Source organism: Marilutibacter spongiae, from assembly GCF_014145325.1.
GTDB lineage: Bacteria > Pseudomonadota > Gammaproteobacteria > Xanthomonadales > Xanthomonadaceae > Marilutibacter > Marilutibacter spongiae.
Genome location: NZ_JACHTF010000006.1, coordinates 77,736 through 93,278 on the forward strand (window position 1 = coordinate 77,736; position 15,543 = coordinate 93,278).

The window sequence follows — 15,543 nt, forward strand, 5'->3', positions numbered from 1 at the left end:
AGCCGCGCTATCCTCGGGATCCCTTCGCCCGGAGACGTCCCATGCGCCGCATCCTCCTTACCCTCGCGGTCTCGCTCGCCACCCTGCCGGCCGTGGCCGCGATCCAGCAGGCGCCCCTGGAGTGGGCGAGCGGCGACAAGACGTTCAGCGGCGTGCTCGTCTACGACGACGTCGGCAAAGCCCGGCCCGGCGTGCTGATGGTGCCCAACTGGATGGGCGTCACCGATGCGGCGATCGCGCAGGCGCGCGAGGTCGCCGGCGCCGGCTACGTCGTCCTGGTCGCGGACATGTACGGCAAGGGCATCCGGCCCGCCGACAGCGACGAGGCGCGCAAGCAGGTGCAGGCCGTGTTCGCCGACGGCGGCGTGACCGCCCGGCAACGGGCGGGCGACGCGCTGGCGGCCCTGCGTGGACAGGCCGGGCGACTGCCGCTCGACGCCGGGCGCGTGGCCGCGATCGGCTACTGTTTCGGCGGCACGGTCGCGCTGGAGATCGCGCGGGCGGGCGCCGACGTCGACGGCGTGGTCAGCTTCCATGGCGGCCTGGGCTCGCCCGCGCCGGCCGGTGCGCAGTCGCCGGTCGCCACCTCGATCCTGGTCCTCAACGGGGCCGACGACACCTCGGTGCCCGACGAGGCCATCCTCGCCTTCGAGCAGGAGATGGATGCCGCCGGGGCCGACTGGCAACTGGTCAACTTCAGCGGCGCGGCCCACTGCTTCACCCATCCCGAAGACGCCGGCAAGACCGGCAACTGCCGGTACGACGCGCGCTCGGCCCGGCGCGCGTTCGAGATGATGCGCGACTTCCTGGGCGAGCGTTTCCAGGCCCCGGGCGGCTGAAGCCCCGGACTCAGTGGTCGCGGCTGACCGCGTAGCGCGCCAGCCCGCGCAGGGCGGCGACGTACGCGTTGTCGGCCAGCCCCGACAGGCTGGCCTCGGCGGCATCGGCATACGAAGCGGCGCGACCGCGGCTGTAGCCCAGGCTGTCGTGCGCGCGGATCGCGTCGAGCACCTCGGGCAGGGCGCCGGTGTCGCCGTGTTCGACCGCCTCGCGCAGGCGCTGGCGGGTGGCGCCATCGGCATGGGCCATCGCATGGATCAGGGGCAGGGTGGCCTTGCCCTCGGCGAGGTCGTCGCCCAGGTTCTTGCCCAGCGTGTCCGCGTCCGAGGCGTAGTCGAGCACGTCGTCGGCGATCTGGAAGGCATAGCCCAGCTGCAGGCCGTAGTCGTGAAGGGCGTCGCAGGTGGCCGCGTCGGCGCCGGCGATGAGCGCCCCCAGGCGTGTCGCGGCGGCGAACAGCACCGCGGTCTTGCGCTCGATGACCCGCAGGTAGGCGGCCTCGTCGGTATCGGGATTGCGCACGTGCAGCAGTTGCAGCACCTCGCCCTCGGCGATTCGGTTGGTGGTGTCGGCGAGGATGCGCATGACCTCCATGCGGTCGAGCTCGACCATCAGCTGGAAGCTGCGCGAATACAGGAAGTCGCCGACCAGCACGCTGGCCGCGTTGCCCCAGACCGCGTTTGCCGTGCGGCGGCCGCGGCGCAGGTCGGATTCGTCGACGACGTCGTCGTGGAGCAGGGTCGCGGTATGGATGAACTCCACCACGGCGGCAAGCTGGTGCGCGTCCGGCCCGCGGTGGCCCAGGGCGCCGGCGGCCAGGAGCAGCAGCATCGGCCTCAGGCGCTTGCCCCCGGCACCGACGATGTACTCGGCGACCTGGTTGATCAGCACCACGTCGGACGCCAGCCGGCGGCGGATCAGCGCGTCGACCGCGCCCATGTCCTCCCGGGCGAGCGACTGGATGGCGGCGAGGTCCGGCGACGCGGCCTGGGCTTGGACTGACATGGAGTTCCGCTGGCTTGGAGTCGGCGAATTATAAGCGGAGTGGTCGACTGGACGGGCGTGGGCTGCGTGCGCGACGGCCCCTCGCGGGGACGTGAGGGGCACCGGGCCAGCGGCGATTCAGGAAAATCCTACAGTGCTGCAGGCGCCCGCCTGATGGCGCGGGAGGGGAGGGTATACTGCAATGTCGGTCCCCGGTGGCACGAGCGGGGGCATTCCCGGACTTCAAATTAGGACCCATCCCATGGCACGCGGCATCAACAAGGTGATCCTGGTCGGCAACCTCGGCAACGACCCCGAAATGAAATACACGCAGGGCGGCATGGCCATCTGCACCCTCAGCGTGGCGACCAGCAGCGTGCGCAAGGATCGCGACGGCAACAGCCAGGAGCGGACGGAGTGGCACCGGGTCAAGCTGTTCGGGAAGCTGGGCGAGATCGCCGGCGAGTACCTGCGCAAGGGGCGCCAGGTCTACATCGAAGGGTCCATCCGGTACGACAAGTTCACCGGCCAGGATGGCGTCGAGAAGTACTTCACCGACATCATCGCCGACGAGATGCAGATGCTCGGTGGTGGCGGTGAAGGTGGCGGCGGTGGCGGCGGTGGTCGTGGCGAGTATCGCGGTGGTGGCGACCGTCCTTCCGCGCCGCGCCAGCAGGCATCGCAGCCGCGCCGCGAGGCGCCGCCGGCCAAGTCCAACGACTTCGCCGACGACTTCGCCGACGACGACATCCCGTTCTGAGCGCGGCCGCCCTGGGCGCTGGCCCGCGCGACCGTACCGATTGCATCGAATCCCAGGGGAGTGCCCGAGTGCCCACATGGCTTGTGACTGGCGGTGCCGGTTTCATCGGGGGTAATTTCGTCCTGGGCGCCGTATCGCGCGGCGTCCGGGTCATCAACCTCGACGCGCTGACCTACGCAGGCAACCTGGACACGCTGGGCCGCCTGGAAGGCAACGACGATCACGTCTTCGTGCGCGGCGACATCGGCGACCGCGACCTCGTCCAGCGCCTGCTCGCGGAGCACCGGCCCGACGCCATCGTCAACTTCGCGGCGGAAAGCCACGTCGACCGTTCCATCGACGGCCCCGCCGCCTTCGTCCAGACCAATGTCGTGGGCACCCTGGGATTGCTGGAGTGCGCGCGCGACTACTGGAAGGGCCTGGAGGGCGAGCGGCGCGACGCGTTCCGCTTCCTCCATGTCTCCACGGACGAGGTGTACGGCAGCCTGGGCGAGTCGGGCCGCTTCAGCGAGACGACGCCTTATGCGCCCAACTCGCCGTATTCGGCGTCGAAGGCCGCCTCCGACCACCTGGTGCGCGCCTTCCACCACACCTACGGGTTGCCGGTCCTGACGACCAACTGCTCGAACAACTACGGTCCGTACCAGTTTCCGGAGAAGCTGGTGCCGCTGGTCATCGCCAAGGCGCTGGCCGGCGAGCCAATCCCGGTCTACGGCGACGGCCTGAACGTGCGCGACTGGCTGTTCGTCCAGGACCACTGCGACGCGATCGAACGCGTGCTCGAGAAGGGACGTCCCGGCGAGACCTACAACGTGGGCGGCAATGCCGAGCGCGAGAACCTCGTCGTGGTCAGGACGATCTGCCGCCTGCTCGACGCGCGCCGCCCACTCGCGGACGGGCGCGCGCGCGAGTCGCTGGTCACCTTCGTGGCCGATCGTCCGGGACACGACCGGCGCTACGCGATCGACGCGGGCAAGCTGCGCGACGAACTCGGGTGGGAACCGGCCGTGGGCTTCGACGAAGGCATGGCCCGCACGATCGACTGGTACCTGGCCAACGGCGACTGGGTCCAGCGCGTGCTGGACGGCAGCTACCGGCTCGAACGCATCGGCCAGGGCTGAGGAGCACGACACATGGCACGCAAGGGCATCATCCTCGCAGGCGGCTCCGGCACCCGCCTGTATCCGGTCACGCAGGCCGTCAGCAAGCAACTGTTGCCGATCTACGACAAGCCGATGATCTATTACCCGCTCAGCGTGCTGATGCTGGCGGGGATCCGCGACGTGCTGATCATCAACACCCCGCACGAGCAGCCGTTGTTCCGGAACCTGCTCGGCGACGGCTCGCAGTGGGGCATGCGCCTGGAATACGCGGCGCAGCCCAGCCCCGACGGCCTGGCGCAGGCGTTCCTGATCGGGCGCGAATTCCTGGCCGGACAGCCCAGTTGCCTGGTCCTGGGCGACAACATCTTCCACGGCCCCGGACTGACCGCCCTGCTCAGGCGCGCGGACGAACGCCAGGCGGGCGCAACGGTCTTCGGATACTGGGTGAGGGATCCCGAGCGCTACGGCGTGGCCGAGTTCGACAGCCAGGCCCGCGTCGTCAGCCTGGAGGAGAAGCCGGCCCAGCCGCGTTCGAACTACGCGGTCACCGGCCTGTACTTCTACGACGGTCGCGCCAGCGACTTCGCCGCCGAACTCAGGCCCTCGCCGCGGGGCGAGCTCGAGATCACCGACCTCAACAAGCGCTACCTGGCGTCGGGCGAATTGCACCTGGAGCCGTTGGGCCGTGGCTACGCCTGGCTCGACACGGGGACCCACCAGTCCATGCTCGAGGCCAGCAACTACATCGAGACGATCGAAGCACGACAGGGCCTGCGCGTGTGCTGCCCGGAAGAGATCGCCTGGAACAACCGCTGGATCAGCGATGCCGACCTGGTCGAACTCGCCAGGCCCTTGTCCAAGAACGGCTATGGCGAGTACCTGATGGGCCTGGCCCGGCGGGGGTTCGTGCCATGAAGGTCATCGACACCGACCTGCCCGGGTGCCTGGTGATCGAACCGCAGGTGTTCGGCGACGAGCGTGGTTTCTTCTTCGAGTCGTTCAACCACGACAAGCTGGCCGCGCATGGGCTGTCGCCCGCCTTCGTCCAGGGCAACGTATCCGCCTCCAGCCGCGGCGTGTTGCGGGGGCTCCACTACCAGTGGCCCAACCCCCAGGGCAAGTACGTTTCGGTCGTGGAGGGCGAGGTCTGGGACGTCGCGGTCGACATCCGCCGCGGCTCACCACACTTCGGGCAATGGACCGCGGTCCACCTGAGCGCGGAGAACAAGCGCCACTTCTGGATCCCGGAAGGCTTCGCGCATGGCTTCGTCACGCTGAGCGAGCGCGCGGTGTTCACCTACCTGTGCACCGCCACGTACGATCGCGACGCCGACGCGGGGATCCGCTGGAACGATCCGACGCTGGGGATCGACTGGCCCGTGAGCGAGCCGCTGCTTTCGCCCAAGGACGCGCACGCACCCTTCCTGTCCGGACTCGACGAACACCGGCTCCCGGTCCACGCGCCATGAAGTCGCTGGTGATCGGCGCGAATGGCCAACTCGGCCATGCGCTCGTGCGGAGCCTCTCGACGCTGGGAACGGTGGTCGCGGCGACCCGCGATGGCGAGCGGGTCGGGGGCGGTCGTTGCGAGGCTGTGGACCTGGCCGATGGTGCCGCGATCGGCTCGCTGATCGAGCGCGTGCGGCCGGACGTGGTGGTCAATGCGGCTGCCCATACGGCCGTCGACAAGGCCGAACAGGAGCCCGACGTGGCGTTCCGGATCAACGCCCAGGCCCCTGCGGCGATGGCGCGTGCCTGCGCGAGGCAGGGCATCGCGCTGGTCCATTACTCGACCGATTACGTATTCAACGGCGGCGCCCATCGCCCATACACCGAGGCCGACCCCACGGATCCGCTGGGCGTGTATGGCGAAAGCAAGCGTGCCGGCGAGCGGGCGCTGGCCGAAAGCGGGGCCCGCTACCTGGTGCTGCGCACCGCGTGGGTCTATGGCCTGCATGGCCACAATTTCCTCAGGACCATGCTGCGCCTGGGCGCCGAGCGCGACGAACTGCGCGTCGTCGACGACCAGGTCGGCACCCCGACGCCCGCCTGGCTGATCGCCGACACCACCGCCGCCATCCTGGAGAAAGGGATCCAGGCCGATGGCATTCGCCACCTGACCGCACGCGGGCAGTGCAGCTGGTGCGATTTCGCGGTCGCGATCATGGACGAGGCCACCGCGTCGGGAATCCTGCCCCGCAAGCCCCGCGTGGTGCCCATCCGCACCTCGGAATACCCGACGCCGGCCCGTCGCCCCGCCTATTCAGTCATGGACGTGGGCCGTCTCGAGCAGGAATACGGTCTCGAACTCCCTGACTGGCGCGACGCGCTTTCGCGCACGCTCGCGCCCCAAGCGGCGCCCTGATCGGGACGGGCGCCGGCTCACCGGCGCCCGTTTTCCGCTAATCTCCGGTTCGGGCCGCGGGGAGCGGCATCATCGAAACGGGCCGGGTTGCCGGGCGCGCCCGCATGCCGCGCGCGTCCAGTCGAAGGTTCCACGGAGACAGGGGTAAAAGGATGAAGAAGTGGATTGCGGCGTCGATGCTCGCACTGGTCGCCACGACGGCGTCGCCGGTCCGGGCGGTCGACCTGGATGCCTACGTGAAGCGCGACAGCTTCACGGACATCAAGATTTCGCCGAACGGCGATTACTACGCGGCCACGGTGCTGCTGGAGGATCGCACCGCGCTGGTCGTCCTCAATCGCGAGACGCTCGAGGTGACAGGCAACTTCACCCTCGAGCGCAATACCCATGTGATCGGTTTCCAATGGGTGAGCCCGGAGCGCCTGGTCATCAGCACGGCACAGAAGTTCGGCCTGCTGGCCCAGCCCCTGCCCGATGGCAACCTGTATGCGATCAATGCCGATGGCAGCCGCGCCGAGATCCTGGCGGGCCAGTCGGTCGCCAGCCCCGGGCCGGGCACGACCATCAAGCCCAAGAAGGTCGAGCCGGTGCAGGCCTACCTGGTCGACGACTTGCCGGCCGAGGACAAGTTCGTCGTGGTTTCGATCACGCCATTCAACCAGGATCCCTTCACCCGCGCTGACCGGATGGACGTGTTCACGGGCCGTCGCATCCAGCTCGCCGCCGCGCCGGTGCGCAATGCGAGGATGACGACCGACAACGCCGGCGAGGTCCGGTTCGCGATCGGCGCGGACGTCGACAATGCGCTCAAGCTCTATTACCGCGCCAAGGCCGGTGCCGACTGGGAGCTGATCCGCGACGAGGACGTCAATCCGCTCATCGAACGTCCCGTCGGCTTCTCCGCGGACGACAACGTGGCCTATTTCATCGCTGAACGGTCCCAGGGGCCAGATGCCATCGTCGCCTACGACGTCGGCAAGTGGGATGCTCCGCGCGAGGTTGCGCGCGATGCCTCCGTGGACCCCGATCACCTGATCTACCGCAACAACACCCACCAGCCAGTGGGCGTGATGTTCATGGGCGGCACGCCGCGGACCGCGTTCTTCGACCCGGAGTCGAGCGAGGCCCGCCTGTACAAGAGCCTTGAGGCAGCATTCCCGGGCCAGGCGGTGTCGGTGACATCGACGACCGACGACAACCGCCTGGTCCTTGTCGCCGTATGGAGCGATACCTCACCCGGGGATTACTTCCTCTTCGACACCGTTGCGAAAAAGGCGAACCACGTGGTGAGCCGGGCGCAGTGGATCGACCCCGACGCCATGGCGCGCATGCGCTCCGTCACCATACCCGCACGCGATGGTCTGCCGCTCCAGGCTTACCTGACCGTACCCGCGGGAAGCGATGGAAAGTCGCTGCCGACGATCGTGCTGCCCCATGGGGGACCCTACGGCATCCGCGACTACTGGACCTTCCAGCCCGAAGTACAGATGCTTGCCGACGCCGGATACGCCGTGCTGCAGGTCAACTTCCGCGGGTCGGGGGGCTTCGGCAAGGCATTCAAGCAGGCCGGCGCCCGGCAATGGGGCAAGGCCATGCAGGACGACCTGACCGATGCCACGCGCTGGGCCATCGAGCAGGGTCATGCCGACCCCGCGCGCATCTGCCTGTATGGCGCCAGCTACGGCGCGTACGCTTCACTGATGGGCGTCGCCAAGGAACCCTCGCTGTACCGTTGCGCCGCGGGTTACGTGGGCGTCTACGACCTCCCTGCCATGCAGAAGCAGGATGCGCGCGACAGCAGCAGCCTCGGCAACTGGTCGAAGGACTGGGTCGGCGATGTCGATACCCTCGGCGACGTCTCGCCCAACCGGTTCGCCGAGCGGATCAAGGTGCCGGTGTTCCTGGCCGCCGGCGGCGAGGACGAGGTCGCGCCGGTGACCCACACCGAGATGATGGAACGCGCGCTCAAGCAGGCCGGCGTGCCGGTCGAGTCGCTTTACTACCGCGACGAAGGCCACGGCTTCTACAAGGAAGAGCACCGCCGCGAGTTCTACACGCGGCTGCTCGCCTTCTTCGCCCGGAGCCTGGGCGGCGAGGTCGCGACCACGGGGTCGACGCAGCAGGGCGCCGCCGGCAACTGATCGCCGGCCTGCCGCTCGCGGCGCGCCATTGCCGCAAACAGGAAGGGCGCCCCGCGGGGCGCCCTTTTTTTCGCTGCCGGCGTCCTATTTGACGCCGTGCATCCAGCGCCTGGCCAGGGGCGTGAGCAGCAGGAACACCACACCCGAACCCACGCCGACCCAGACCATCAACCAGAACAGGTCCGAGTACTTGCTGGCGGCCTCGGCCATGTCGAGGGTGGCGCCTTCGGCGACCTCGATCGACGCCAGCTTGCCGAAGCCGGCCGCGAGTACCTCCGAATAAGCGGTCGCCAGCCAGAAGGCACCCATCATCAGGCCGACGACGCGGGCCACCGACAACTGGGTGACCGCGGAGAGGCCGATCGGCGACAGGCACATCTCGCCGATCTCCAGCACGAAGTACGCCAGCACCAGCCACCACACGCTGGCCATGGCGTCGCTGGCACCGGCGTACTGCGCAGCGGCGACCATCGGCAGGAAGGCCAGGCCGGCGAAGACCAGGCCGATGCCCATCTTGGCCGGCTTGCTGGGGTTGAGTCCGCGCTTCTCCAGCCACGGCCAGAACCAGGAGAAGATCGGCGCCAGCACGACGATGAAGAACGCGCCCAGGAAGGTCAGCGAGCCGGCGGTCTGCTTGACGAGCACGATGTCGTGCGCAATCGCCACGAACAGGCCCACGCCCATCAGCACCACCAGGCCCTTGGCGACGTCGCCGCGGCCGCGGTCGCTGGCCATCAGCGCGGCGATCATCAACGGCGGACTTGCCGCGAGCGCGTACACCGCCCAGGGCAGGGCCGGGACGTAGGCGTTGTCGGCCGCGCCGAACAGGTCCTTGGTCAGCAGGCGGTCGGTGAACGTCACCCAGGAGCCGTAGGTCTGCTCGTAGAGGGTGAAGAAGATCAGCACGCCGATGATCAACAGCACCAGGGTGATCATCTGCTGGCGCTGCACGCGGTTGCACTGGGTGACCAGGAAGTAGACGAACCACACCGCGAGCAGGAGGGCGATGATGTGCATCGCGCCGTGCACCGTCCAGGTGCGCTGGATCAGCTGCCAGACGATGGCGACGCCGCCCAGGCTGCCCAGGTAGATCCACCATTCGCGGCTGAGCGGGCCGACGCGTTCGCGCAGCTTGTCCGGGTCGTTGGGCTCGGCGTGGCCATGCAGGTACTTCTGGCCCCAGACGAACATCACCAGGCCGGCCAGCATGCCGACGCCGGCGGCACCGAAGCCGTAGCTCCAGCCGTAGGTTTCGCCGAGGAAGGCGCAGATGAGCGATGCGAACAGGGCCCCGACGTTGATGCCGGCGTAGAACAGGGTGAAGCCCGAATCGCGGCGCGGATCGTTCTCCGGATAGAGGCGGCCGACGATGGTGGAGATGTTCGGCTTCAGGAAGCCCACGCCCATGATGATCAGCGCCAGCGAGAGGTAGAACACCTGCAATGCGCCTTCGTCGCGGACCACCTCGCCGGCGACGATGCGCGCCTGCTCGCCCTCGAAGGCCATGCCGATGTGCCCCAGTACCAGCAGGATGCCGCCCAGCAGCACCGCCTTGCGCATGCCCAGGTAACGGTCCGCGAGCAGGCCGCCGATCACCGGGATCGCGTACACCAGGCCGCCGTAGGCACCGAGCAGGTCGTAACCGGCGTCGTCGCCGAACAGGTGGTACTTCAGCAGGTACAGCAGGAGGAGGGCCTTCATCCCGTAGAAGGAGAAGCGTTCCCACATCTCGGTGAAGAAGCAGACGAACAGGCCTTTCGGGTGGCCGAGGAATTCGTCGCGATCGTGCGCGACGGCTTGGGCTTCTGGCACTGGGCACCTTGTGGATGGCAAAGCTCGGCCGAGTATAGCGGCCCGCCGACGGCACGCCCGGGCGGTCCGGGCATGGCGTCGGGCGCCGCCGCGATGCTGTGCTGCAACATCGAAAGCGGCCGTCGGCGGCATGACGCCCGGCCTTTGCCCCGGCGCGCGCGCCGGCCTACCATCGGGACTTTCGTCCTGTCGGAGTCGTCCATGGTCCTGCGTCACGCCTTACTCCCGCTGCTGGTCGCCGCAGCCTCGTCGGCCACCGGATTCGGCGCCCATGCCGCCGAACGCGGCTTCGACGTGCGCGACATGGCCGGGCTCGACCGTTACGCCTCGCCCGTGCTGTCGTCCAATGGCCGGCACCTGGTGTTCGCCAAGCGCGTCGCCGACCTCGACGCCAACAGCGCCACCAGCAGCCTGTGGATCGAGGACCTGTTCGCGCGCGACGCGGCGCCCCCTGTGCGCCTGACCCCCGAAGGCTGGAACGTGAATTCGCCGGCCTTCTCGCCCGATGGACGGACGGTCTACTTCCTCAGTGCAAAGTCGGGCTCCTCGCAGCTCTATGCGATCGATGCCGGCGGCGGCACGCCGAGGCAGGTCACCGACCTGCCGGTCGATGTCGGCGGTTTCAGGCTGTCGCCCGGTGGCGACCGCGTGGCGGTCAACGTCGAGGCCTTCGCCGACTGCGCGGGCGACCTGGCCTGCACCGCCGCACGGCTGGACAGCCGCGCGGCATCCAAGCAGAGCGGCGTCGTCTACGACCGCATGTTCGTGCGCCACTGGGACACCTGGAACGACGGCCGCCTCAACCGCGTCTTCGTCGCGCCGCTGGGCAAGGCGCCGGTGAAGAGCGCCACCCTGGTCGGTGCCGACCTGGTCGCCGACGTGCCCTCCAGGCCCTTCGGCGACAGCAGCGAATACACCTGGGCGCCGGACGGAAATACGCTGGTGATGAGCGCGCGCCTGGCCAACGCCGGTGAGCCGTGGTCGACCAATTTCGACCTCTACCAGGTCGCCGCCGACGGGTCGGGCAGCGCGAAGAACCTGACCGCCGCGAACAAGGCCTGGGACACCGGCGCGACCTTCAGCCAGGACGGCGGCACCCTCTACTACACCGCGATGAAGCGTCCGGGCTTCGAGGCCGACCGCTTCGGCCTGATGGCGATGGACATGGCGACCGGCGCCACCCGCGAGATCGCCCCCGACTGGGACCGCTCCGCCGGTGGCATCGCCCTGTCGGCCGACGGCGGGACCATCTACACCGCCGTGCAGGACATGGGCGAGCATCCGCTCTACGCGGTCGACGTCGCCAGCGGCGAGGCGCGCAAGCTCGTGGGCGGCGGCACCGTGTCATCGGTGCAACTGGCCGGCCCGACGCTGGCGTTCACCCGCAATGGCCTCAAGACCGGCGACGTGATCTACGCCGCCACCCCGGAGGGCGAATCGCTTCGCGCGATCACGCCGTCGGCGGGCGAGATGCTGGAGGACGTGCGCTTCGGCGACTTCGAGCAGTTCAGCTTCAAGGGCTGGAACAACGACACCGTGCATGGCTACGTGGTCAAGCCGTGGAACTACCAGGAAGGCCGCGACTATCCGGTCGCCTTCCTCATCCACGGCGGGCCGCAGGGCAGCTTCGGCGACGGTTGGAGCTACCGCTGGAACCCGCAGACCTACGCCGGCCAGGGCTACGCGGTGGTGATGATCGACTTCCACGGCTCGACGGGCTACGGCCAGGCCTTCACCGACGCCATCAGCGGGCACTGGGGCGACCGGCCGCTGGAGGACCTGCAGAAGGGCTGGGCCGCCGCCCGGGCGAAGTACGACTTCCTGGACGGCGACAAGGCCTGCGCCCTGGGTGCCAGCTATGGTGGCTACATGGTCAACTGGATCGCAGGCAACTGGAACGCGCCCTGGAAGTGCCTGGTCTCGCACGACGGCGTGTTCGACCAGCGGATGATGGGCTACGCGACCGAAGAACTGTGGTTCACCGAATGGGAGAACGGCGGCACGCCGTACGAGAACCCCGAGGGCTACGAGCAGTTCAATCCGGTCAACCACGTGAAGGACTGGAAGGTGCCGATGCTCGTGATCCACGGCCAGCTCGACTACCGCATCCCGGTCGAGCAGGGCCTGGGCGTGTTCACCGCGCTGCAGCGACAGGGCATCGAGTCGAAGTTCCTGTACTTCCCGGACGAGAACCACTGGGTCCTCAAGCCGCAGAACAGCGTGCAGTGGCACGATACGGTCAACGCCTGGCTGAAGCAGCACATCGGCGACTGACGCCGCGCACGCCCGGGCATGCGTCGCGCCACCGGCGCCGGCGCATGGCAAGGGACGCCATGCCCGTGTCCCCATCGCCTCCCGCCACCGGCGGGAGGCAGCGACATGGCCAGCGCCGCGGGGCGCTGGCCGGGTCGACACCCTGACCGACAACGGGAGCCTCCATGGCCGCAGCCACCGACCCGACCACCAGCGCCGCCCTGATCACCAACGACGCCGTCGTCATGGGCCTGCTGGCCATCACCCTGGGCCTGATCTTCTGGACCTCCTCGCGTCCCGACGGCTTCTGGAAGAAGTTCTACACCTACGTGCCGGCCCTGCTGCTGTGCTACCTGGTGCCGGCGATCTTCAACAGCATGGGGCTCATCGACGGCAACGCCTCCGGTCTGTATCCCGTCGCACGGGACTACCTGCTGCCCAGCGCGCTGGTGCTGCTGTGCATCGCCATCGACCTGGGCGCGATCCTGCGCCTGGGGCCCAAGGCGGTGATCATGTTCCTGACCGGCACGATTGGCGTCATGCTGGGGGCGATCGTCTCGTTCGCCGTCATGGGCCTCGTCCACCCGGAGACCGTGGCGGGCGACACCTGGCGCGGCATGACCACGGTGGCCGGCAGCTGGATCGGCGGCGGCGCCAACCAGGCGGCGATGAAGGAAGTCTTCGAGGTGGACAGCGACCTGTTCGGCCAGTTCATCGCGGTCGACGTGCTGGTGGCCAACGTGTGGATGGCGATCCTGCTGTTCCTGGCCGCGCGTTCGGAGGCCTTCGACCGCTGGACGCGCGCGGACACCTCCGCGATCGAGGACATGAAACGGCGCATCGAGGCCTACCAGGCCGAACACTCGCGCATTCCCAGCCTGGCCGACCTGATGATCATCCTCGCGGTGGGGCTCGGGGCGACGGGCCTGGCGCACTTCCTCGCCGATCCGCTGGTGGCCTGGATCGGCACGTTGCCGGCGGAGTGGCGGCTGGCCGACTACAGCCTAACCTCGGGCTTCTTCTGGATGGTGGTATTCGCGACCACCATCGGCCTGGCGCTGAGCTTCACCCGTGCGCGGACGCTGGAAGGCGCGGGCGCATCGAAGGTGGGCTCGGCGATGCTCTACGTGCTGGTCGCGACGATCGGCATGCACATGGACATCGGCGCGCTGCTGGACAAGCCGGGTCTCTTCGCGCTGGGGCTGATCTGGATCGGCGTGCATGCCGGCCTGCTGCTGCTGGTGGCCAAGCTGATCCGCGCGCCGCTGTTCTTCATGGCGGTGGGGTCGCAGGCCAACGTCGGCGGCGCGGCCTCCGCGCCGGTCGTCGCCAGCGCCTTCCACCCGGCGCTGGCGCCGGTGGGCGTGCTGCTGGCGGTGCTCGGATACGCGCTGGGAACCTACTGCGCGTACCTCACCGGACAGATGTTGCGCATCGTGGCGACTTGATCGGCGTGTCCGTGCTGCATCGCAACACCCGGGTCGCGCGCGCTGCAACTTTAGTCGCAATGCGCGTTTAGCGGGGCGCTGTCGGCTTCCAATCCCGTCGCCGAGGTTCCATCCTCGACCGGGCACCGCCACCGCCGGTGCCCAAGAGGAGGGTCCGCCATGAATGCCGTTGTCCTGATGCTCGTTGGCCTCGCCACCATGGCGCTGGGCTTCTTCTTCTACTCGAAGTTCATCGCCGAGAAGATCTACCGGCTCGATCCCAACTACCGGACCCCGGCGCACGAGTTGCGCGACGACGTCGACTTCGTGCCGACCAACAAGTTCGTGCTGTGGGGGCACCACTTCACTTCGGTCGCAGGTGCGGCGCCGATCGTCGGGCCCGCCATCGCGGTGATCTGGGGCTGGCTGCCGGCCTTCCTGTGGGTGACGCTGGGCACGGTGTTCTTCGCCGGCATCCACGATTTCGGCGCGTTGTGGGCCAGTGTCCGAAACAAGGGCAAGTCGATCGGCACGCTGACCGGCACCGTGATCGGCACGCGCGCGCGCAACCTCTTCCTGGTGGTGATCTTCCTGCTGCTGCTGATGGTCAACGCCGCGTTCGCGGTGGTGATCGCCAACCTGCTGGTCGCCAACCCGGCTTCGGTCATCCCGACCTGGGGCGCGATCGTGGTGGCCCTGTTCATCGGCCAGGCGATCTACCGCTTCAAGGTGCCGCTGCTGTGGCCCTCGATCATCGGCGTGGTGGTGCTGTACGCGCTGATCTTCGTCGGCCAGTCCTACCCGATCACCCTGCCCGAGTCGGTGATGGGCTTCGGCCCGAAGGCGCAGTGGATCATCCTGCTGTTCGCCTACGCGGGCATCGCGTCGCTGCTGCCGGTCTGGGTGCTGCTGCAGCCGCGCGACTACATCAACGGCCTGCAGCTGTTCGTCGGCCTGGGCCTGATGTACGCGGCCACCCTGTTCTTCCACCCCACCATCGTGGCACCGGCCATGAACGCCAACGTGCCCGACGGCACGCCGGGCATCGTACCCCTGCTGTTCGTGACCATCGCCTGCGGCGCGATCAGCGGCTTCCACGGCCTGGTCGCCTCCGGCACCAGCTCCAAGCAGCTCGACAAGGAAACCGACGCGCGTTTCGTCGGCTACTTCGGCGCGGTGGGCGAGGGCATGCTGGCGCTGGCGGCGATCATCGCCTGCACCGCGGGCTTCGCCACGCTCGGCGAATGGGAAGGCGTCTACGACAAGTTCGGTTCCGGCGGCGTGGTCGCCTTCGTCAACGGCGGCGGCAACATCCTCGCCAACGGCCTGGGCCTCGATCCGGGCCTGGGCAGCACGATCCTGTCGGTGATGGCGATCCTGTTCGCCGCGACCACGATGGACACCGGCCTGCGCCTGCAGCGCTACGTGGTCCAGGAAGCGGCGGAGATCGTCGGCGCGCGCCCGGTGCAACAGGGATGGGTCGCGACCCTGGTGGCGCTGGCGACCTGCCTGGCGCTGGCCTTCGGCGCCGGCGGCGACGGTTCCGGTGGCATGGTCATCTGGCCGCTGTTCGGCACCACCAACCAGCTGCTGGCCGGCCTCACGCTGTGCATCCTGTCGGTGATCCTGATCAAGCAGCGCAGGCCGGTCTGGTTCACCGCGATCCCGCTCGCCTTCCTGCTGGTCATGTCGCTGCTCGCCCTGCTCGTGCAGCTGGGCAAGTTCTACGCCGACCAGAACTGGCTGCTGCTGGGCATGGACATCGTCATCCTCATCGCGGCCCTGTGGGTGGCGTTCGAGGCCATCATGGCGATGGCGCGCGGCGCGGGCGGCGAAGCGGTGGCGGAGTCGTCCTGAC

At 68.5% G+C, this 15,543-nt stretch carries 12 protein-coding genes; 10 read left to right on the top strand and 2 right to left on the bottom strand.

The features are described 5' to 3' along the window. The first annotated feature begins 41 nt into the window (after positions 1–41). Positions 42–839 (top strand): dienelactone hydrolase family protein, encoded by a 798-nt coding sequence (locus H4F98_RS06890; RefSeq protein WP_182686171.1) that lies wholly within the window; start codon positions 42–44, stop codon positions 837–839. A gap of 10 nt (positions 840–849) precedes the next feature. Here the strand turns inward: H4F98_RS06890 and H4F98_RS06895 are convergent, their stop codons facing one another. Continuing rightward, positions 850–1,845, bottom strand: coding sequence for a polyprenyl synthetase family protein (locus H4F98_RS06895; RefSeq protein ID WP_182686173.1), 996 nt, complete (start codon positions 1,843–1,845; stop codon positions 850–852). A 241-nt stretch (positions 1,846–2,086) separates the two neighbouring features. Here H4F98_RS06895 and ssb point away from each other — a divergent pair, with 241 nt between their 5' ends. The 6 genes from ssb (at position 2,087) to H4F98_RS06925 (ending at position 8,193) form a co-directional block, all read left to right on the top strand. Next, positions 2,087–2,584 carry a single-stranded DNA-binding protein gene (gene ssb, locus H4F98_RS06900; protein WP_182686174.1) on the top strand — a complete coding sequence of 166 codons (498 nt, stop codon included), beginning with the start codon at positions 2,087–2,089 and terminating at the stop codon, positions 2,582–2,584. Positions 2,585–2,652: 68 nt separating this feature from the next. After that, positions 2,653–3,705, top strand: a complete 1,053-nt coding sequence (gene rfbB / locus H4F98_RS06905) for a dTDP-glucose 4,6-dehydratase (RefSeq protein ID WP_182686176.1) — start codon at positions 2,653–2,655, stop codon at positions 3,703–3,705. Positions 3,706–3,717: 12 nt separating this feature from the next. Further along, positions 3,718–4,602: a glucose-1-phosphate thymidylyltransferase RfbA gene (gene rfbA / locus H4F98_RS06910; protein WP_182686178.1), complete on the top strand. Its 885-nt coding sequence runs from the start codon at positions 3,718–3,720 to the stop codon at positions 4,600–4,602. After that, positions 4,599–5,156 carry a dTDP-4-dehydrorhamnose 3,5-epimerase gene (gene rfbC / locus H4F98_RS06915; protein WP_182686181.1) on the top strand — a complete coding sequence of 186 codons (558 nt, stop codon included), beginning with the start codon at positions 4,599–4,601 and terminating at the stop codon, positions 5,154–5,156. The genes rfbA and rfbC overlap by 4 nt, the downstream gene beginning before the upstream one ends. Continuing rightward, positions 5,153–6,052: a dTDP-4-dehydrorhamnose reductase gene (gene rfbD, locus H4F98_RS06920; protein WP_182686183.1), complete on the top strand. Its 900-nt coding sequence runs from the start codon at positions 5,153–5,155 to the stop codon at positions 6,050–6,052. Before rfbC ends, rfbD begins: the two co-directional genes overlap by 4 nt. A gap of 152 nt (positions 6,053–6,204) precedes the next feature. After that, on the top strand, positions 6,205–8,193 hold the full coding sequence (locus tag H4F98_RS06925; RefSeq protein WP_182686185.1) for an alpha/beta hydrolase family protein: 1,989 nt from the start codon (positions 6,205–6,207) through the stop codon (positions 8,191–8,193). Positions 8,194–8,277: 84 nt separating this feature from the next. On the opposite strand, the gene H4F98_RS06930 is transcribed toward H4F98_RS06925, so the two are convergent. Further along, complete coding sequence (locus H4F98_RS06930; RefSeq protein WP_343064742.1) at positions 8,278–10,005, bottom strand: peptide MFS transporter; 1,728 nt, start codon at positions 10,003–10,005, stop codon at positions 8,278–8,280. 201 nt (positions 10,006–10,206) lie between these two features. Between H4F98_RS06930 and H4F98_RS06935 the strand changes: the two genes are divergently transcribed. From H4F98_RS06935 to H4F98_RS06945, 3 genes are all read left to right on the top strand, one after another. Further along, positions 10,207–12,279 (top strand): S9 family peptidase, encoded by a 2,073-nt coding sequence (locus H4F98_RS06935; RefSeq protein WP_182686189.1) that lies wholly within the window; start codon positions 10,207–10,209, stop codon positions 12,277–12,279. 164 nt (positions 12,280–12,443) lie between these two features. Continuing rightward, positions 12,444–13,706 (top strand): DUF819 family protein, encoded by a 1,263-nt coding sequence (locus tag H4F98_RS06940; protein WP_182686191.1) that lies wholly within the window; start codon positions 12,444–12,446, stop codon positions 13,704–13,706. A gap of 159 nt (positions 13,707–13,865) precedes the next feature. Continuing rightward, positions 13,866–15,542 carry a carbon starvation CstA family protein gene (locus tag H4F98_RS06945; RefSeq protein ID WP_182686193.1) on the top strand — a complete coding sequence of 559 codons (1,677 nt, stop codon included), beginning with the start codon at positions 13,866–13,868 and terminating at the stop codon, positions 15,540–15,542. Position 15,543: the final 1 nt, after the last annotated feature.